The sequence below is a fragment of the Rhodoferax sp. XS2R6 genome, assembly GCF_056521365.1.
In genome coordinates this window covers 373,851-390,447 of sequence record NZ_JBWMAY010000003.1, presented here as the reverse complement: position 1 = coordinate 390,447, position 16,597 = coordinate 373,851, and the positions used below count along the sequence as shown (strand labels likewise).

Genomic DNA, 16,597 nt, shown 5'->3' with positions numbered 1-16,597 from the left:
AAATATTTGCCCTCACACTTTTTGGAGATTTTTATGAAGCGTTCTATGCAAAAGGGTTTTACCCTGATCGAATTGATGATTGTGGTTGCGATCATCGGTATTTTGGCTGCGGTGGCTTTGCCTGCGTACCAAGACTACACCACCCGCGCCAAAGTAACTGAAGTGATGTTGGCTGCGTCATCGGCAAAAAATACAATTACGGAAGCGGCGGCTACCTTGACTGCAATGCCTGAGGCAGCTAGTGTAACAATCGAATCTCAGGCGTCGCGATATGTGTCGGGCGTTACATATGCATCTGGGATTATTACGGCGACAGCAAGGGGTGACAATAATATTGCTGGCAGTACAATCACTTTGACTGGTGCCTATCTGTCGGGCCAAGTGACATGGACTTGCGATGGAACAATACTGGCTAAGTATCGTCCAGCTAGCTGCAAATAAATAGGCTAGTGGCTTATTCAAGGAGCTCCCATGGGAGCTCTTTTTATTTTAAATGAACAAAAAAAATATCGGGGCAGTAATTTGGGCGCTCCTTGTATCGCTTGCCTGGCTTATACCAAACCACTATCAACCATGGACGAGTTTTCACTCGGATGCTTGGGTCGCTTTGATAGGGGCACTCACTTTTTTACTGTTAGTTTTTGGTAGAAAAAAAACATTAACTTGGCCGCTGTTCGCTATAGTCACTTTTTCTCTTTGTTTTGTGCCTTGGATACATTACGCCACTGGCTTGTTGGTATTTGTAAGTCAAGCTTGGATGACATCAGCGTACCTACTTGGATTTTCTTTAGCAATCGTTGTCGGTGCTAATTTAGAAAAACGGATGCCTGGGGTGTTGCCCGATGCGCTTTTGGGGGCGATGGTCTTTGCTTCGATTGTATCTGTCGGATTATCGTTAGGGAGTTGGGCTGAGGTACTTGAAACTGGACTGAATGACTATCTCAGCATGGGGTATTCGGGCGGGCGGCACTATGCGAACCTAGGGCAGCCAAACATGCTCGCGTCATTATTGCTATGGGGGGTGATTGGGTGCTTCTGGGCGTATTCGAAAAAAATCATTAACATTCAGATCGTCCTGGTTGCAAGTGCATTTCTCGTTCTTGGGATTGTCCTAACTAAGTCTCGAATGGCATATGTTGTAGGGTTCGTCATCCTGTCCATTGTGCTAATTTATGAACGATCAATCAAGCTTGAAAAAATAAAATTTATTAGCTTGATTTTGTTGGCAGTATTTTTCTTAGGGGTATATTTTTTCCAATGGATGGATGTCTATTTCTTTCAGCGAGAAGGAGGTGCTGAGTATGTGAGAAGTGCGCTCCAGGGCGATGTCCGATTGACGGCTTGGGAGCTGTTTTTAGATGCGATTTGGAATCGCCCTTGGTTTGGATATGGCTGGACTGAGGTGATTAACGCTCAAATCGCGGTTGCACACAAATTTCCGAGTATGGGGGGGATGTTTGGCCATACACATAATATCCTTCTGGATATTTTTGTTTGGCTTGGAATTCCCTTAGCATCCTTGGTGGTGATTTTTCTCGTGGTTTGGTTTGGTCATGTGTTGAAAAATATTAAAAATGAACAAGACCTGCTGTTGCTACTTTTGTTAATAGTGGTTGGCGTGCATTCGATGTTTGAGTATCCATTGCAATATGCAACCTTTTTGATTCCAACGGGTATGGTAGTCGGGGTGATTGGTGTTCGCGTTGCAATGAGTTTTTCAGTTGAAATTAATAAATCAATTGTTATTGGACTTATTCTGGCGTCTACTTTTCTCTTGTTTGGACTTGTAAGAGATTATTTGAGGGTGGAGGAGAGTTATAATAAATGGCGATTTGAGCGAGCGGGCTTGGTGTATCCCATGGCAAGTGTACCCAATGTTCCTGATGTCATTTATTTGACACAGTTCAAGTATTGGCTTGAAATGGTGCGAATCAGGCCACACACTGGAATGACCCAAGTAGAGTTGGCGTTGCGTGAAGATGTTGTACGAGCTTACCCCTCTCCTGGGGCAATTTATGAATTGGCGCTTGCTTATGCACTAAATGGACACCCTGATAACGCTATATTTTGGTTAAATCGTTTGTGCAAATTAGCGAATGATTTGGAGTGCGCTGCATTAAAAAGTGCGTGGAATGTTCAGCGAGATAGTAATTCATTGGTGGAGAAGATACTTTGGTCGGTTGAATAGTGCGCACTCTTCATCGTTAATAATGTAGATGTCCCACTTGCTTGATATATCGAAGGACCCAGAGGCTGCGTATCACATGTGCGTGAATCAGCTGACTAATTAGTATTTATGTTGACTGCGTTCTGAAAATTGTTTTTGCTTACCAATATTATTGATCAACTGTATCGTTCATCACGAATGTAGTCAATAAATATGGCTTTGACATGGATTTAATCGAAGAGAGTCTGCGTACGTATTTTGGCAAGAGAGGCCCACATTAAATCTGATGTAGATACTGTCTAAAATTGAGCATCTGCTTTGGGTGGTAACGCTCTAGTTTTAGGGGTGTGTGCTCTTGATGGGTTGAAGAACGATTTTGCACAAGTATTAAGGTTATTTGCTTTGTCTAATTTGTGTATGGTGACGGCCAATTAATTGGGGGCATGAGTGTGGGGGCGAAACTGGTAGCAGTGCTGCAAATCACTAAAAGTATTCAAGGGACATCAAAACGACCGATTGCGCTTGAGCGCACTGTCGAAATCTTATTGCCTGACAGTCGGTGGTCTGTCATCAAGGTTGATGATTGGTTGCTGGGGCAATTCCAAAGGTTTTTGCGTAAGTCCATTTACTACTCTGTAGTATTGGCTTTGGTGGTTTTTAATGGGCCGCTAGTGGCGGCACAGAATACAGAGGTGTTGTCTAACACATTGCCCAATCTAGGCGACACCACCGCCATCACCCCCGCAGCCGAGCGCCGCCTGGGCGACCGCATAGCCCGTGAGCTCTACCGCGATCCAGACTACCTCGACGATGCCGTCATTGGTGAATACGTGCAGGGTATCTGGCTGCCGCTGATGGCAGCAGCGCGTGCGCGCGGCGAGTTGCCGCCTGAGCTGGATGCGCAGTACGCCTGGCGGGTGTTGTTAGGGCGTGACCGTTCGGTCAATGCGTTTGCCTTGCCAGGGGCTTACTTTGGTGTGCATTTGGGGTTGGTGGGCGTTGTCACCAGCCGTGACGAATTGGCTGCGGTGTTGGCCCATGAATTGAGCCACGTGACACAGCGCCATATCGCGCGACTGATCACACGCCAGAATGAACAAACACCCTGGCTGATTGGGGCCATGATTTTGGGCGCGATGGCTGCCAGCAAGAACCCGGGCGGCGCCAATGCCGTTATTGTGGGCGGACAAGCGGTTGCTGCGCAGACGCAGCTCAATTTCTCGCGCGACATGGAGCGCGAGGCGGACCGGGTGGGTTTTGGCATCGCGGGGCAGGCGGGTTTTGCACCGCAGGGTTTTGTGTCCATGTTTGAGAAATTGCAGCAGTCCTCCCGGCTTAACGACGCGGGTGGTTTCCCCTACCTGCGCAGCCACCCCCTCAGCACTGAGCGCATGGCGGACATGCAAGCGCGTATTCCAGGCACAGGCGCTGCTACCACCTCTGCGCCAGCGGACGCTGAACATCCTCTGATCGCCGCACGGGCGCGTGTTCTGTCCAATCCGGCGGTGGATGCCCTGCGCCACTGGGTGCAAGAGGCCGAACCCGCCCGGCTGGCGCGCCAGCCCGCCGGGCTGCAGGCGGGCGTTTTGTATGCGGCGACGCTTGCCGCGTCTCGCTTGCGGTCATTTGACCAAACGGACGCTCTGAGCCAACGCCTGCGCGAGGCGGCACGCAGTGATGCACAAGCTGCGCGCCAAGTGCGTTTGTTGCTGGCAGAGATTGCGCTGGTCCGGGGCAATGCAGCGCAAGCCATGGTGGAGCTGGGGCCGCAATGGTCCAGCCGCAGCCGAGCCGAACTGTTGTTGGCGGTGCAGGCGCAGCTGGCGCTGGGCCGCGCCGATGCCGCATCACAAAGTTTGCAGACCTGGCTGGCCGACAACGCCGGGGATGCACAAGCCTGGCAGTGGCTGGCGCGCACTGCGGCTGCGCAGGGGCGCACGGTAGCGTCCATTCGGGCAGAGGCCGAAGTGAATATTGCGCAGCTGGACTATGCGGCTGCGCTGGCGCGGCTCAAGGCTGCGCAGGATATGGCCCGCAGTGATCCCAAAGCAGGCGACCACTTTGAAGCGTCGATTGTCGACACCCGGGCGCGCCAGGTGGAGCAATTACTTCGTGAACAGGCGCTCGAGCGCTGATTCGATGACCAAGCCCAGCAGGGTGTAGATCAAAGAGCCGATCAGGGCGGCGGTAAAACCCTGCACCTGAAAACCGTCCAACACGCCGGCGGCGGACCAGAACATCAGCGCGTTGATGACAAACAAGAACAGGCCCAGCGTCAGCACGGTGAAGGGCAGGGTCAGCACCACCAGCAGAGGCCGCACCACGGTGTTGAGCAAACCAATCACAAACGCGGCGATCAAGGCGGCGGTGAAACTCTTCACTTCCACGCCGCTGTAGAGGTGGGCCACCGCCAGCAAGGCGGTTGCGCTCAGAAGCCATTTGACGAGTAATTTCATGGTGCCGCAGCATAGCACCGGCCTGTTGCGTCGCCCAGAGGCCTTGGGACCTCTGGGCGAGGCGCGTGTTTCTTGTTCAGCCGTTGCGGGCCAATTGAGCCTGGGCGCGCTTTTGGCTCCACCAGCCTGCACTCAGCACACCCACAACCGCCAGGGCGTAGAGTGCCCAGCGTGCGGCCAGGTGCATGCTGTCGGTGGTGCTGGCATCTCCAAACACCGGGCGCAGCAGCGCCTCGCCCACCACCATCTTGGCGGCCGTAAAGGCCAGGACAGCAGCGCCCAGCTGAATGATGATCGGAAAACGCTCGACCAAACGCAGCACAACGCTGCTGCCAAACACCACAATCGGCACGCTGATCAGCAGGCCGAGCACCACCAGGTCCATGGCGCCGTGGGCGGCACCGGCCACCCCCAGCACGTTGTCGATGCCCATCAGCGCATCGGCCACCACAATGGTTTTCATGGCGCCCCAGAAGGTGCTGGCGGACGGGCCGTCGTGTTCCCCGCCATCCTGGTCTGCCAGCAGCTGGTACGCAATCCACAGCAGCCCCAGGCCACCCACCAGCATCAGGCCCGGCACCTTGAGCAACCAGACCACGCCCAAGGTCATGACCGAGCGAACCACAATCGCGCCCACGGTACCCCACAGAATGGCTTTGCGTTTCAGCGGGGGCGGCAGGTTGCGCGCGGCCAGCGCGATCACGATGGCGTTGTCGCCGGCCAGGACGAGGTCAATGAGCACAATGGCCAGCAAGGCGGACCACCAGGGGGCGGAGAGAAATTCCATGTCAAATCCAGGTTGAAGTCGGTGTGGTGCGCACCGCGCGCTGGACCGAAAGTCGTGGGATCAGGATCCGCAAGTGCACTTCGATCCAGCCTTGGGTGGGCTGCAATCGAAGGTCTTGCTCAGCCAGGTGAGAACCCTGGCCCAACAAGCCGGAAGCGGAGCTTCGTATTGACGACGTGTTGATAACCGCTGCGTGGCAGCGGGCGGGAGCTACTCCCCTTCGCGGCTGCGAGTGTACTGGATGCGCACCAAAAACCTGCAAAACCTGGGGTTTTTCATGGATGCACAGCCGGAACGGGCGGGCGGCCACCGGCCGGTATATGATCCGCCCCCTTCTACGGGAATCTATGGCAGGCATCCACATCACCGACATCGAGTCGGCTATCAACTACTGGCGCTCGCGCGAGCCTTCGCCGGATGGGGTGGCCCTGCCTGCGCCCACGCGCGCGCTGGCCGAGGTGTATGCCCTGCTGGTCTACTACCACGAGACCGAAGCCGACGCGGCCACCATGCCGCCCAAGGCGCTGGCGGCCTGGATGGCCTGGTACGAGAGCACACCCGACACGCCCTGCATCGCCATCTGCTCCACCAGCCAGGGAGACGATTTGTGCAAGGGCTGCGGCCGCACCTTTGAAGAGGTGCAGCGCTGGCCCGAGATGGGCCCGGTCGCCAAACGTGCCACCTGGCGGCGTATCACACTGGAAGCCAGCGCCTGGCGCTTCAACAAATACGCGGAGCGGGCCGCTGAGGGGCCGGCTGCCCCAGAGTTGCTACCAAAAAAGTAGCTGCTTGCGCAATATCCGCGCGGGCTAGAGGTCAATTTGGCTTGAAATGGCGGCGCGACGCCGCCTGTCGCTACTTCCAGCGAATCGGTTCGATGTCCACGGTGTTTACGCCGTCGCCCAGCATCAACACCCCTTCCTGCACCGTCGCCTGCAGCTGCATGCTGCGCTGCGCCAGCTTGGCCAGTGCCTGCGAGGTGACCGACGGAATGCGCCAGACCTGCAGCTTGTCCAAGCGGCTGAGTTTGCTCTCCATGCCCTTCCACCAGATGTCGGCAGAGTGGGCAAAGGGGTAGAGCAGCACCGCGTCGGCCTTGTTGCAGGCTTTGCTGATGGGCTTGTCCTCAGGCTGGCCCACCTCGATCCACAGGCGTTTGTGGCCCGTGAAGTCGGTCAGTGAGACGTCCGGATCTTCCACATCGGACAGGCCGGCGCCAAAGGCCAGCGTGCCGTCGCCGTTGCACACGGTTTGCAGCTTGTAGGCGTTGAAGGCCAGCGCGGCCAGGCGCACCATCATACGTTCATCGGTCTCGCTGGGGTGGCGCGCCAGCGTCAGCGCGTGGTCGGCGTAGTAGCTGTTCTCGATGTCTGCAATCTGCAGGTTGGCCTTGTAGATGGTGGATTTGAGTGCCATCAGACGCTCCGCCGTAGGGCCGCCCCAAGGCGGAGAAGCCCCCGTGGGGGGCAGAGAGGACACGCAGTGCCGAACGTGGGGGCCATCACACCCGCTTTGCCAACTCGGACGCTTTGCCTGTGTAGCTACCCGGTGTCATGGCCAGCAAGCGCGCCTTTTCTTCTTCCGGAATGGCCAGTCCAGCGATAAAGCCTTGCATGAGTTCCTTGGTCATGGCCTCGCCGCGGGTGAACTTCTTGAGCTGTTCATACGGCTGGGGCAGGCCAAAGCGGCGCATCACGGTCTGGATGGGCTCGGCCAGCACTTCCCAGGACGCATCCAGGTCGTCGGCAATCGCGGTCTCGTTGATCTCCAGCTTGTTCAGCCCGGTCATCAGCGAGCTGTAGGCCAGCACGGCGTAGCCCAGGGCCACGCCCATGTTGCGCAGCACGGTGGAGTCGGTCAGGTCGCGCTGCCAGCGGCTGATGGGCAGCTTCTCGCTCAGGTGGCGCAGCACGGCGTTGGCCAGGCCCAGGTTGCCTTCGGCGTTTTCAAAGTCGATGGGGTTGACCTTGTGCGGCATGGTGCTGGAGCCCACTTCACCATCCTTCAGACGCTGTTTGAAGTAACCCAGGCTCACATAACCCCAGATGTCGCGGCTCAGGTCAATCAGGATGGTGTTGGTGCGCGCCACGGCGTCAAACAGCTCGGCCATGTAGTCGTGCGGCTCGATCTGGATGCTGTAGGGCTGGAAGGTCAGGCCCAGGCCCAGCGGCTCGGGGGTCTCGATGACCTTGCGGCTGAAGGCTTCCCAGTCGAACTCGGGCCAGGCGGAGAGGTGGGCGTTGTAGTTGCCCACGGCGCCGTTCATCTTGGCCAGGATCTTGACGCTGGCAATGCGGTCGCAGGCGGCCTGCAGGCGCACCACCACGTTGGCCATTTCCTTGCCCACGGTGGTGGGGCTGGCGGTCTGGCCGTGGGTGCGGCTCAGCATGGGTACGTCGGCGTAGGCATGGGCCATGTCGCGCAGCTTGAGCACGATCTTGTCCAGCGCGGGCAGCACCACCACGTCGCGGGCCGAGCGCAATTGCAGGCCGTGGCTGGTGTTGTTGATGTCTTCGCTGGTGCAGGCAAAGTGCACAAACTCGCCGGCCTTCTCCAGTTCAGGGCGCGCCTCGAACTTGGACTTGATCCAGTACTCCACCGCCTTTACATCATGGTTGGTGGTTTTTTCAATAGTCTTAATGGCTTCGCCATCGGTTTCTGAGAAGTTTTTCACCAAGCCCAGCAAGTAAGTGCGGGCGCCCGGGGTCAGGGGCTTGAATTCGGCAAAACCCGCATCGCTCAGGGCGATGAACCAGGCCACCTCCACCTGCACGCGCCGGTGCATATAGCCCAGTTCGCTGGTGAGAGGGCGCAGGGTGGCGAGCTTGGGGGCGTAGCGGCCGTCGAGCGGGGAAAGGGCGGAAATGGCGGAGAAAGTCATCCCCGAATTGTAGGTTGTGCGCCACGCCCGACCCCAGGGCCCGTTCGGACAAACCCCGCTGGATAGAATTGGTCCTCAAGCAACTGCCAAGACCTCATGAAATTACTCGGATCCACTTCCAGCCCCTATGTTCGCAAAGTCCGCGTCGTGATGGCCGAGAAGAAGCTCGATTACGCCTTCGTCACCGAAGACGTGTGGGCGGCAGACACCAGCATCGCCGAGTCGAACCCGCTGGGCAAAGTGCCCTGCCTGATCATGGAAGGTGCCGAGGCGCTGTTCGACTCCCGCGTCATCGTCGAGTACCTGGACACCCTCTCGCCCGTGGGCAAGCTGATCCCCTCCGTGGGCCGCGAGCGCGCCGAAATCAAGACTTGGGAAGCCCTGGCCGATGGCCTGATGGACGCCGCCATCCTGGCGCGCCTGGAAGCCACCTGGACCGGCCGTACCAAGGCCCAGCGCAGCCAGGCTTGGATTGACCGCCAGATGGTCAAGGTGACGGACGCCGTCAAGGCCATGGACCGTGGCCTGGGTGAAAAACCGTTTTGTGGTGGCATCCACCTAAGCCTGGCCGACATCGCCGTGGGCTGCGCGCTGGGCTACCTGGACTTCCGTTTTCCCCAGATCGACTGGCGCGCGGACCACCCCAATCTGGGCAAGCTGCTCGAAAAACTGGCACAGCGCCCCAGCTTCGCGGACACCGTGCCGGCCTAGGCCTGGTGCGGCTTGGCGGCCCAAAAGGGGCTGCAATGCCTGTTTTTACACGGCATTACATAAAAACACTGGCCAAAACCCGCGCCAGTGCTTACAGTCTGCCGACCATGGCAATCTTCAAGACCATCTACAAGTGCCGCGAATGCGGTGCCACCAGCTACCAGCCGGTGATTGACCGCGCGGCCAACGGAGCCTTGAAACCCACGGGTGAGTACAAGTGCACGGGCTGCCGCAATGTGTTTGCCTCCCTGCGCGCCTGGTGGGAGCCGCGCCGCCCGGTGGAATTTCACCAAGACTTCCAGGGCAGCAAGTTCGGCGGCCAGGTTAACGCCACCGGGCGTTAAGCCAGGTCACCGTCGTCTCGGCTGTCTAGCTGTTGGCCCGTTTCTTGAGCCAGCGCATCACCCCGCCCACCACGGGCAATTTCTCGTACAGCTCTTCGGCCGCGTCCCAGTAGTCGCGGTGTAGCGTCACCAAGCCGGTGTCGTCAAACACCAGGTGCGAGCCTCCCAGAATCACCTGCTCTTCCCCCTGCTTGAAACGCCGAAAGCGGAAGCGGAACTCCCACGTCAAAAAACACTGCTGTCCCTGCACGATGCGCTCGCGCACCACAAAGCGTGGCGCCTCCAACGCCTCGAACATGTGGGCAAAGATGTGCGTGATGGCGACGATGCCCCTCACATCGTTAAATGGATCCTTGAAACGCGCGTTGGTGGCATACAACGCGGGCAGGGTCGCCACGGTGGCGGGTGTCAGGGTTTCAAACCAGGCCACCACCTGGGTAACGGCCTGCTCGCAGGATGCGTGGGAAGTGTTCATAAGGTGGCGCGGCTGACCAGGTAAAAGTAGGCCCGGTACGGCAACACGCGCAGGGCTTTGAGCCACAGCGTAAACCGTTTGGGGAAGTGGATCTCGAAGCGGCCCTGCGCCCAGCCTTCGAGGATCGCCTGGGCCGCCTGGGCCGGAGTCAGCAGCGCGGGCATGTCAAAGTTGTTTTGTGCGGTCAGCGGGGTTTGCACAAAACCGGGGTTGATGAGGGACACCCCCAGGCCCCTGTCGTGCAGGTCCAGGTACAGCGTCTCGGCCAGGTTGATGAGTGCGGCCTTGGTCGGCCCATAGGCCAAGCTGTTGGGCAGGCCCCGATAACCTGCCACGCTACCCACCAGCGCAATATGCCCAGCGCCGCGCGCCAGCAGGGCGGGCAACACGGCGCTCAGCACATACAGGGCACCCGTGTAGTTCACCGCCGTGTGGCGCTGCAGGTCGCCCAGGTCCAGCGCCGTGGCGCGCATGGCGGCGTAGTGGCCTGCGCAGTAGACCACGCAGTCCAGCGGCCCCTGCGCCAGCAGTTGGTCGGCCGCGGCATGCACGGCGGCGGCATCGGTGGCGTCCAGCGGCAGCGCCGTGCTGCCGGGATGGGCCGCCACAAAGGCCTCCAAGTCGGCCACCTTGCGGGCCGACACCACCACCTGGGCGCCCTGCGCATGCAGCGCCGCGGCGGTAGCCTGGCCAATGCCGCTGGAGGCGCCGACGATCCAGACCGTCTTGCCACGCCAGTCGCGCAGCGGTGGGTTCAGCGGGGAAAAGAAGGACATGGGAACAACCTTTTGCTCTTGTTTTGATAGCTGCTCGCGCAATATCGATGTGGGCTAGGTGCCAATTTGGCTTAAAACTACGGACGTTTGGTGAACGACAGCGTCACCTCACCCAGCCGCACGCCGAACTTGCTCATGGTGGCCTTGTTGAGCATTACCGTGTCGGTCATCAGGTACATCCAGTCGTCAAACTTCACTTCGTAGACGGAGCCATCGACGGGCAAGCTCAGCGTGTACGTCCAGTAAAACGCGTTGCCGCGCGCCTGGCCCTGGGCCGTGCCCACCACGTCGTCGGCGGTGCCGGTGTAGCGGCCATCGGCCAGCTTCTTCAGGCGCCAGATGCGCTTTTGCTTGGTGCCATCGGAGTAGCTGAAGTCTTCATCCAGCACCCCCTCGTCACCCTGCCAGCTGCAGCGCATCACCACGGTGAAGCGTTTGACCACCGCGCCCGAGCGGTCGGTGAACACGCCGTAGGCATCGAGCACGCCGTTGAAGTACTGCTGCAGGTCCAGCACTGGTTTTTCCTGGCGGTACTGGTCAATGGTTTGGGTGCTGCAGCCGCCCAGCGCAAGGGCGCTGGCTGCGGTGGCGGCGCTGAGGAGCAGGCGTCGTTTCATGGGGTCTTTCGGATGATGAGGGTGTAAAGCAGCGCGGCGGCTGCAGCCTTGAGTGCGCATGGCAACAGGCAATACGCGATGGTGAGCACCTGTAGCGCAGCCGGGTCACGGGTGCCCGGCGTGTAACCCAGCAGGCCCAACAAGGGCAGCGCCACACCGGCAGCCAACGCGAGGTTGAGCTTGGTGGCAAAGTTCCACCAGCCAAAGTAGGCGCCTTCGGTGCGGCCGCGATCCCCGGCGGCGGCAATGGTGCCGGCCAACAGAGCGCCGGGCAAGGCCAGGTCGGTGCCCAGCGCCACGCCCGACAACACACACACGGCCACAAACCCCAGGGTGTCGCCGGCGCCCAACTGGGTGGCAAACACAAAGACCGCCATGGACAGCACCATGCCTACCAACCAGGTGCGTGCCAGGCCCAGGCGCGGCACCACATGCAGCCACAGCGGCAGGGCCACAGCCGCGCAGACAAAGTAGCTGCCCAGGAACAAGGCCTCCATGCCCGCCGGGGCCTGCAGCCGGTCTTGCACAAAAAACAGAATCAGCGTGGCCGGCACGGCGCTGGCAATGCCGTTGACCACAAACACCGCCAGCAGCGCGCGGAATGCGGGCCGCGTGAACGGCAGCCAGACGGAGGCGGGCCGGCCAGCGGAGAAGCCTGCCTCCGTGGCAGAAGCCGCACCCACCGGGGGCTGGCGTGCTACGCGCCAAGCGGCCCAGCCCACGCCAAGCGCTATTAAAAACAGAGCTGCTGTCGCAGGTAAACCAAGGGCTAGAGGCGCAATCGATGCCAAAACGACACCTAGCAGCCCGAGCCCTTCACGCCAGGCCACCACGCGGCTGCGTTGCACTTCGTCTCCGCCCAGCCGTGCGCCCCACGACTGGTGCAGGATGCTGAGCGCGCTGTAGGCCGCGTAGGTGACGACCAGGCAGGCCGTGGCCCACAGCACCAGTGCGCCGGGGCTGCGCACGGGCGGGAAGAACAGCAGCGCAAAGCCCACACCCAACACCACGCAGGCCAGCGCGGCCCAAGCCAGCACGGCGCGCAGCGACTGGGCAAACAGCCGGTCGCTCCAGCGTCCCAGCAGAGGGTCAATCAGCGCATCAAACAGGCGTGCCGCCAGCAGCACGGCGCCCAGCGTGGCCAGCGGCACACCAAAGGCCGTGGCGTAGTGGTTGGGCAGCGTGACGTAGAGCGGCAGCGCCACAAAAGCCAGCGGCAGGCCCATGAGGCCATAGCGCCAACCGGCTTGCCAGTCAAACGGCGCGGTGGGAACGGTGTTGCGCGTCATGGCGCCAACCCCGCGAGCAGTTCCCCGCGCAGGCGTGGCTCGCTCGTCCAGGGCGCGAGCCAGATGCCAAAGAACTGCGGGCCAAACGTCGGGTCGGCCACGGTGGCGCGCAGTGTGCCGTTGAAGAAGAAGCGGGTGCCCGCACCCGGCGTGTGCAGGCCGGTCAGGCGGTCGCCCTCTTTCACATCCGGAAAGGCCTCCCCCATGGCCTGCAGCCAGCGCTGTTCGGTGGCGGCGTCCAGCGAGCCGCCACGGCGCATCTCTTGCAGGGAGCGTTCGGCGATGGATTTTCCCTTGAGCGAGCGCAAGTAGCGCAGCTCCAGCGCCAGGGGATGGGCGGCGTACTGCGTTGCGTCGAAGCCCGGGGCCACCCACAGCTGTGCGTCGTAAATCGACAGGCCAAAAACCCGCATGCGCGTGGCGCCTGCGGCCTTGGCCAGCGGCAGCTGGGCCTGTACTTCTGACGGCATCGCAGTCTGTGCACGGGCTGCACCTGCCAAGCACAACGCGCCCACGCTCCCGCCCCAGCGCAGCAGGGTTCGGCGGGTGGGCAGGGCGTGGCGCATGGCTGGAGTCGCTGGGTGTCAGGCCGCGCGTTTTTGCAGCGTGTACTGCACCACGTCGATGTTGCGTTCGTCAAAAGCCGCTTCGCAGTAGGCCAGGTAAAACTCCCAGATCAGCATGAAGCGTTGGTCGAAGCCGGCCGCCATCACGCGCTCGCGCTCGGCCAGGAAGGCGTCGCGCCAGCGGCGCAGGGTCTCGGCGTAGTCGGGGCCAAAGGCGTATTCGTCCACCACCTCCAGCCCTGCAGCACGGGCCTGCGCGCGGAACTCGCGCGGGCAAGGCAGGCAACCGCCGGGGAAGATGTACTGCTGGATGAAATCGGTGGAGCTGATGTAGCGGTCAAACAGCGCGTCGTCGATCACGATGCTTTGCACACACGCGCGGCCACCGGGCTTGAGCAGCTTGGCTACGCTGGCAAAGTAGGTGGGCCAGTACTCGCGGCCGACGGCCTCCACCATCTCAACGGAGCAAATGGCATCGAAGGGTTCGTCTGCAATGTCGCGGTAGTCCTGCAGCCGCAAGTCGGCCTGGTCTTGCACGCCAAAACGCTGCATGCGTTCGCGCGCAAAGGCCAACTGCTCGGTGCTGAGGGTCACACCGGTGATAGACGCGCCAAATTCGGTGGTCGCCATCTCGGCCAGTGCGCCCCAGCCGCAGCCAATCTCCAGCACGCGGTCGCCGGGCTGTACGCCGGCCATGGAGAGCGCGCGCCGCACCTTGGCCTTTTGCGCCTCGGCCATGGGCTGGTCGGTGTTGCCCGCGAAAATGGCGGACGAGTAGTTCATGGTCTCGTCCAGCCACAGCGTGTAGAAGGCGTTGCCCAGGTCGTAGTGGGCGTGGATGTTCTTCTGGCTGTTGGTCTTGGTGTTGCGGTTCAGCAGGTGCTTGATGCGGTAGAGCAGGCGCCCGGCCCAGGTGCCATAGATCACGCCCTCCACCTCGGCGCGGTTTTTCACCAGCACGCGCAGCAGCTCGGTCAAATTTGGGGTGCTCCAGTCGCCCGCGATAAAGCTCTCGGCAAAACCGATGTCGCCCGACTTGAGGGCTGCGCTGCAGACATTCCAGTTGTGCAGTTGCAGGCTGGCGTGGGGCAGGGCCTCGCCACCAAAGCGCTGCATGCTGCCGTCGGGCAGTTGCACCGTCAGGCTGCCGTGGCGCAGGTGCTGCAGCAGCTTGAGCACGGTGCGGGCCGCCGCGGGGGTGCCGCGGGGCAGCGTGAAGGAAGGTGCGGTGGAGGTGATGCTGTTGGGGTTCATGGGCGTCTCACACGGTCGTGAAAATTCGTGGAATGGGGTTAGCGGGTGGTCAAGGTCGTGGGTGGCACTGGTTTGCGGAAGAACGGGACCCGTTTGAGCCACAGCTTCAGCGCCTGCCAGTGGATGCGTGCCACGACGCCCAGCGTCATGGCGGGGTAGGTCCACAGCGCGCGGCGCACGCTCTGGGCGTTCAATAGCTCCAGCGTGCCGCTCACGCTGGTCTCGATCAGCGGGCCTTGGGCGTCGTCGTAGTCGACACGCGCCACGGTGCGCTGCAGGTCGGGTGTCAGCATGAAGCGGAAGCGGTAACCACCCTCCACCGGGCAAAACGGTGAGACGTGGAAGACCTTGTCTGCGCGCAACTCGGCGCCGTAGCGGGGCTGGTCCAGCAGGTAGCAGTGGCGCTCGCCAAAGGTGTTGTTCACCTCCACCACGATGGCGCGTAAGGTGCCGTCCGTGCGTTGGCAGTACCAGAAGCTCACGGGCTTGAACGTGAAGCCGAGTACGCGCGGGTAGCAGTGCAGCCAGACTTCGCCATTGGCATCGTTTATGCCCTCGGCGTGCAGCAGCGCATCCAGCCAGGCCAATGCGCCGCCCTGTTCGGGGCCGCGGCCATCTCCATGGTCGCGGTCATAAAAACTCAATGCGGCCCAGCAGTTGCGTGCCAGCGCGCCGGGGCCCTGCGCCTGCAGGCTGCGCAGCGGCAGCATGAGGAAGTAGGTGCCATAGGCAAACGCATGGTGCGCGGGCCGCAGCCGCGTGTGGCGCACCTGCCCAAAGCCCAGCAAGGCGGTGGATGGTGTGCGCGCAGCGTGGGCCATGGATCAGACTTCCGCGGCCAAGAGGGCCTGCAGGCGTTTGGCCACGCCGAGGCCGGATTTCAAGCCATCCTCATGGAAGCCATAACCCGTCCACGCGCCACAAAAGTAGGTGTGGTGCTGGCCCTGCAGCGCGCCCACCTCGCCCTGCGCGCGGATGGCGGCCAGGTCAAACACCGGGTGGGCGTAGTCATAACTGCCATGCACATGCTCGGGGGCAATCTCGCGCACCGGGTTCAGCGACACCACCACACTTTGCGCAAACGGCAGCGGCTGCAGCATGTTGAGCAGGTAGTGCAAGCAGACGCGGGCGGCATCCTGCGTGCCGTCGGCACTGCGCTCGTAGTTCCAGGCGGCCCAGGCGCGGCGGGTGCGGGGCAGCACGGTGGTGTCGGTGTGCAGCACGGCGCGGTTGGCCTGGTAACGAATGGCGCCCAGCGTGGCGCGCTCCTGCGTGGTGGCATCGGCCAGCAGCGCCAGCGACTGGTCCGAGTGGCTGGCCAGCACCACCTTGTCAAAGTGCTCGGTCTGGTCGTGGCTGGTGATCAGCACGCCCTCCGGCGTGCGCTTGATCTGCTGTACCGGGGTGTTCAGGCGTTTGTCTGCAATCTGCGCGACGATTTTTTCTACGTAGTGTTTGGCGCCACCGGTCACCGTCCACCACTGCGGGCGGTTGCTGACCTGGATCAGGCCGTGGTTGTGGCAGAACCGGATCATGGTCGCCACGGGGAACTGCAGCATCTGGTCGGTTGGGCAGCTCCAGATGCAGCCCAGCATGGGCAGAAAATACCAGTCGCGGAACTCGGCGCTGAGCTGGTGCTGCGCCAGAAAGTCGGACAGCGGCTGCATCAGCTCCACCTCCGCGTTGCGCTCTGCAATGTGCGTTGCCAGACGGTTGAAGCGCAGCACATCGCGCAACATGCGCAAGAAGCGCGGGTTGAGCAGGTTGCTGCGCTGGGCAAACACGGTGCTGAGCGTGGAGCCGCTCCATTCCAGTGGCCCGCCTGACTTGGCCCCGGGCACTTGGACCGAAAACGACATGTCCGACTTGGCCGTTTCCACACCCAGTTCGGCCAGCAGGGCGATGAGGTGCGGATACGTACGCTCGTTAAACACCAGAAACCCTGTATCCACACCATGGGTGATGGGGCCTTGGGGGCCCGGCAGCGTGACATCCACCGTGTGCGTGTGGCCACCAAAGTAGTTGCCGGCTTCGAACAGCGTGAGCTCGGCCTGGCCGCGCAGCGTGTGGGCGACGGCGAGGCCGGAGATGCCGGAACCAACGATGGCGATTTTCATGGCGAGTGGGGCAGCGTGGTGGTGGATAAAGGGATGATGTAGACTATAAAGTAATTATGTGACTAATTGGTAATTTTTTAATGCAACGGGTTTTTTGATGGGTGTTGCACCCGTAAAAACCTTGCCTCCTGTATGGAGGCGTCACGGCTCTGTCAAC

At 60.8% G+C, this 16,597-nt stretch carries 18 protein-coding genes; 6 read left to right on the top strand and 12 right to left on the bottom strand.

Going from position 1 to position 16,597, the window contains the following annotated elements; genetic code table 11:
- Positions 1–33: 33 nt before the first annotated feature.
- The 3 genes from AC097A_RS13300 to AC097A_RS13290 all read left to right on the top strand — a co-directional run bounded on the left by AC097A_RS13300 (position 34) and on the right by AC097A_RS13290 (position 4,302).
- Entirely contained in the window at positions 34–441 is a 408-nt protein-coding gene (locus tag AC097A_RS13300) for a pilin (protein ID WP_479621205.1), read from the top strand.
- A gap of 52 nt (positions 442–493) precedes the next feature.
- On the top strand, positions 494–2,188 hold the full coding sequence (locus AC097A_RS13295) for a PglL family O-oligosaccharyltransferase (RefSeq protein WP_479621204.1): 1,695 nt from the start codon (positions 494–496) through the stop codon (positions 2,186–2,188).
- Positions 2,189–2,859: 671 nt separating this feature from the next.
- Entirely contained in the window at positions 2,860–4,302 is a 1,443-nt protein-coding gene (locus AC097A_RS13290; RefSeq protein WP_479621203.1) for a M48 family metalloprotease, read from the top strand.
- Here AC097A_RS13290 and AC097A_RS13285 read toward each other — a convergent pair.
- Both AC097A_RS13285 and AC097A_RS13280 read right to left on the bottom strand, forming a co-directional pair.
- Positions 4,273–4,623: a phage holin family protein gene (locus tag AC097A_RS13285; protein ID WP_105262963.1), complete on the bottom strand. Its 351-nt coding sequence runs from the start codon at positions 4,621–4,623 to the stop codon at positions 4,273–4,275. The two genes, AC097A_RS13290 and AC097A_RS13285, sit on opposite strands and share 30 nt — an antisense overlap.
- Positions 4,624–4,699: 76 nt before the next feature.
- Positions 4,700–5,410, bottom strand: a complete 711-nt coding sequence (locus AC097A_RS13280) for a TerC family protein (protein ID WP_479621202.1) — start codon at positions 5,408–5,410, stop codon at positions 4,700–4,702.
- A gap of 347 nt (positions 5,411–5,757) precedes the next feature.
- Between AC097A_RS13280 and AC097A_RS13275 the strand changes: the two genes are divergently transcribed.
- Entirely contained in the window at positions 5,758–6,195 is a 438-nt protein-coding gene (locus AC097A_RS13275) for a DUF3717 domain-containing protein (RefSeq protein WP_479621201.1), read from the top strand.
- Between the two features lie 70 nt (positions 6,196–6,265).
- On the opposite strand, the gene AC097A_RS13270 is transcribed toward AC097A_RS13275, so the two are convergent.
- Both AC097A_RS13270 and purB read right to left on the bottom strand, forming a co-directional pair.
- Positions 6,266–6,826 (bottom strand): YaeQ family protein, encoded by a 561-nt coding sequence (locus tag AC097A_RS13270; protein ID WP_315848696.1) that lies wholly within the window; start codon positions 6,824–6,826, stop codon positions 6,266–6,268.
- An 85-nt stretch (positions 6,827–6,911) separates the two neighbouring features.
- On the bottom strand, positions 6,912–8,291 hold the full coding sequence (gene purB / locus AC097A_RS13265; RefSeq protein WP_105262967.1) for an adenylosuccinate lyase: 1,380 nt from the start codon (positions 8,289–8,291) through the stop codon (positions 6,912–6,914).
- Positions 8,292–8,387: 96 nt separating this feature from the next.
- On the opposite strand from purB, the gene AC097A_RS13260 reads away from it, so the two are divergent.
- Together AC097A_RS13260 and AC097A_RS13255 are read left to right on the top strand one after the other, a co-directional pair.
- On the top strand, positions 8,388–9,002 hold the full coding sequence (locus AC097A_RS13260) for a glutathione S-transferase C-terminal domain-containing protein (RefSeq protein ID WP_315480276.1): 615 nt from the start codon (positions 8,388–8,390) through the stop codon (positions 9,000–9,002).
- Positions 9,003–9,109: 107 nt separating this feature from the next.
- Positions 9,110–9,346: a hypothetical protein gene (locus AC097A_RS13255; protein ID WP_315480277.1), complete on the top strand. Its 237-nt coding sequence runs from the start codon at positions 9,110–9,112 to the stop codon at positions 9,344–9,346.
- 25 nt (positions 9,347–9,371) lie between these two features.
- On the opposite strand, the gene AC097A_RS13250 is transcribed toward AC097A_RS13255, so the two are convergent.
- From AC097A_RS13250 to AC097A_RS13215, 8 genes are all read right to left on the bottom strand, one after another.
- On the bottom strand, positions 9,372–9,821 hold the full coding sequence (locus AC097A_RS13250; RefSeq protein ID WP_479621200.1) for a nuclear transport factor 2 family protein: 450 nt from the start codon (positions 9,819–9,821) through the stop codon (positions 9,372–9,374).
- Positions 9,818–10,597: an SDR family NAD(P)-dependent oxidoreductase gene (locus AC097A_RS13245; RefSeq protein ID WP_479621199.1), complete on the bottom strand. Its 780-nt coding sequence runs from the start codon at positions 10,595–10,597 to the stop codon at positions 9,818–9,820. Before AC097A_RS13245 ends, AC097A_RS13250 begins: the two co-directional genes overlap by 4 nt.
- A gap of 77 nt (positions 10,598–10,674) precedes the next feature.
- Complete coding sequence (locus AC097A_RS13240) at positions 10,675–11,214, bottom strand: DUF3833 domain-containing protein (protein ID WP_479621198.1); 540 nt, start codon at positions 11,212–11,214, stop codon at positions 10,675–10,677.
- On the bottom strand, positions 11,211–12,503 hold the full coding sequence (locus AC097A_RS13235) for an MFS transporter (protein ID WP_479621197.1): 1,293 nt from the start codon (positions 12,501–12,503) through the stop codon (positions 11,211–11,213). The genes AC097A_RS13240 and AC097A_RS13235 overlap by 4 nt, the downstream gene beginning before the upstream one ends.
- Complete coding sequence (locus tag AC097A_RS13230) at positions 12,500–13,069, bottom strand: chalcone isomerase family protein (RefSeq protein ID WP_479621196.1); 570 nt, start codon at positions 13,067–13,069, stop codon at positions 12,500–12,502. Before AC097A_RS13230 ends, AC097A_RS13235 begins: the two co-directional genes overlap by 4 nt.
- 18 nt (positions 13,070–13,087) lie before the next feature.
- A complete protein-coding gene (locus AC097A_RS13225; RefSeq protein ID WP_479621195.1) occupies positions 13,088–14,323 on the bottom strand; it encodes a class I SAM-dependent methyltransferase in 1,236 nt (411 codons plus the stop codon).
- 38 nt (positions 14,324–14,361) lie between these two features.
- Entirely contained in the window at positions 14,362–15,144 is a 783-nt protein-coding gene (locus AC097A_RS13220; RefSeq protein WP_479621194.1) for a DUF1365 domain-containing protein, read from the bottom strand.
- Positions 15,145–15,147: 3 nt separating this feature from the next.
- Positions 15,148–16,440, bottom strand: coding sequence for an NAD(P)/FAD-dependent oxidoreductase (locus AC097A_RS13215; protein ID WP_479621193.1), 1,293 nt, complete (start codon positions 16,438–16,440; stop codon positions 15,148–15,150).
- Positions 16,441–16,597 lie beyond the last annotated feature (157 nt).

What these genes read in the sequence shown, in the direction of transcription:
- AC097A_RS13300 (WP_479621205.1), top strand. Translation starts at nt 34, where the DNA reads ATGAAGCGTTCTATGCAAAAGGGTTTTACCCTGATCGAATTGATGATT.
- AC097A_RS13295 (WP_479621204.1), top strand. Translation starts at nt 494, where the DNA reads ATGAACAAAAAAAATATCGGGGCAGTAATTTGGGCGCTCCTTGTATCG.
- AC097A_RS13285 (WP_105262963.1), bottom strand. Translation starts at nt 4,623, where the DNA reads ATGAAATTACTCGTCAAATGGCTTCTGAGCGCAACCGCCTTGCTGGCG.
- AC097A_RS13280 (WP_479621202.1), bottom strand. Translation starts at nt 5,410, where the DNA reads ATGGAATTTCTCTCCGCCCCCTGGTGGTCCGCCTTGCTGGCCATTGTG.
- AC097A_RS13275 (WP_479621201.1), top strand. Translation starts at nt 5,758, where the DNA reads ATGGCAGGCATCCACATCACCGACATCGAGTCGGCTATCAACTACTGG.
- AC097A_RS13270 (WP_315848696.1), bottom strand. Translation starts at nt 6,826, where the DNA reads ATGGCACTCAAATCCACCATCTACAAGGCCAACCTGCAGATTGCAGAC.
- purB (WP_105262967.1), bottom strand. Translation starts at nt 8,291, where the DNA reads ATGACTTTCTCCGCCATTTCCGCCCTTTCCCCGCTCGACGGCCGCTAC.
- AC097A_RS13260 (WP_315480276.1), top strand. Translation starts at nt 8,388, where the DNA reads ATGAAATTACTCGGATCCACTTCCAGCCCCTATGTTCGCAAAGTCCGC.
- AC097A_RS13255 (WP_315480277.1), top strand. Translation starts at nt 9,110, where the DNA reads ATGGCAATCTTCAAGACCATCTACAAGTGCCGCGAATGCGGTGCCACC.
- AC097A_RS13250 (WP_479621200.1), bottom strand. Translation starts at nt 9,821, where the DNA reads ATGAACACTTCCCACGCATCCTGCGAGCAGGCCGTTACCCAGGTGGTG.
- AC097A_RS13245 (WP_479621199.1), bottom strand. Translation starts at nt 10,597, where the DNA reads ATGTCCTTCTTTTCCCCGCTGAACCCACCGCTGCGCGACTGGCGTGGC.
- AC097A_RS13240 (WP_479621198.1), bottom strand. Translation starts at nt 11,214, where the DNA reads ATGAAACGACGCCTGCTCCTCAGCGCCGCCACCGCAGCCAGCGCCCTT.
- AC097A_RS13235 (WP_479621197.1), bottom strand. Translation starts at nt 12,503, where the DNA reads ATGACGCGCAACACCGTTCCCACCGCGCCGTTTGACTGGCAAGCCGGT.
- AC097A_RS13230 (WP_479621196.1), bottom strand. Translation starts at nt 13,069, where the DNA reads ATGCGCCACGCCCTGCCCACCCGCCGAACCCTGCTGCGCTGGGGCGGG.
- AC097A_RS13225 (WP_479621195.1), bottom strand. Translation starts at nt 14,323, where the DNA reads ATGAACCCCAACAGCATCACCTCCACCGCACCTTCCTTCACGCTGCCC.
- AC097A_RS13220 (WP_479621194.1), bottom strand. Translation starts at nt 15,144, where the DNA reads ATGGCCCACGCTGCGCGCACACCATCCACCGCCTTGCTGGGCTTTGGG.
- AC097A_RS13215 (WP_479621193.1), bottom strand. Translation starts at nt 16,440, where the DNA reads ATGAAAATCGCCATCGTTGGTTCCGGCATCTCCGGCCTCGCCGTCGCC.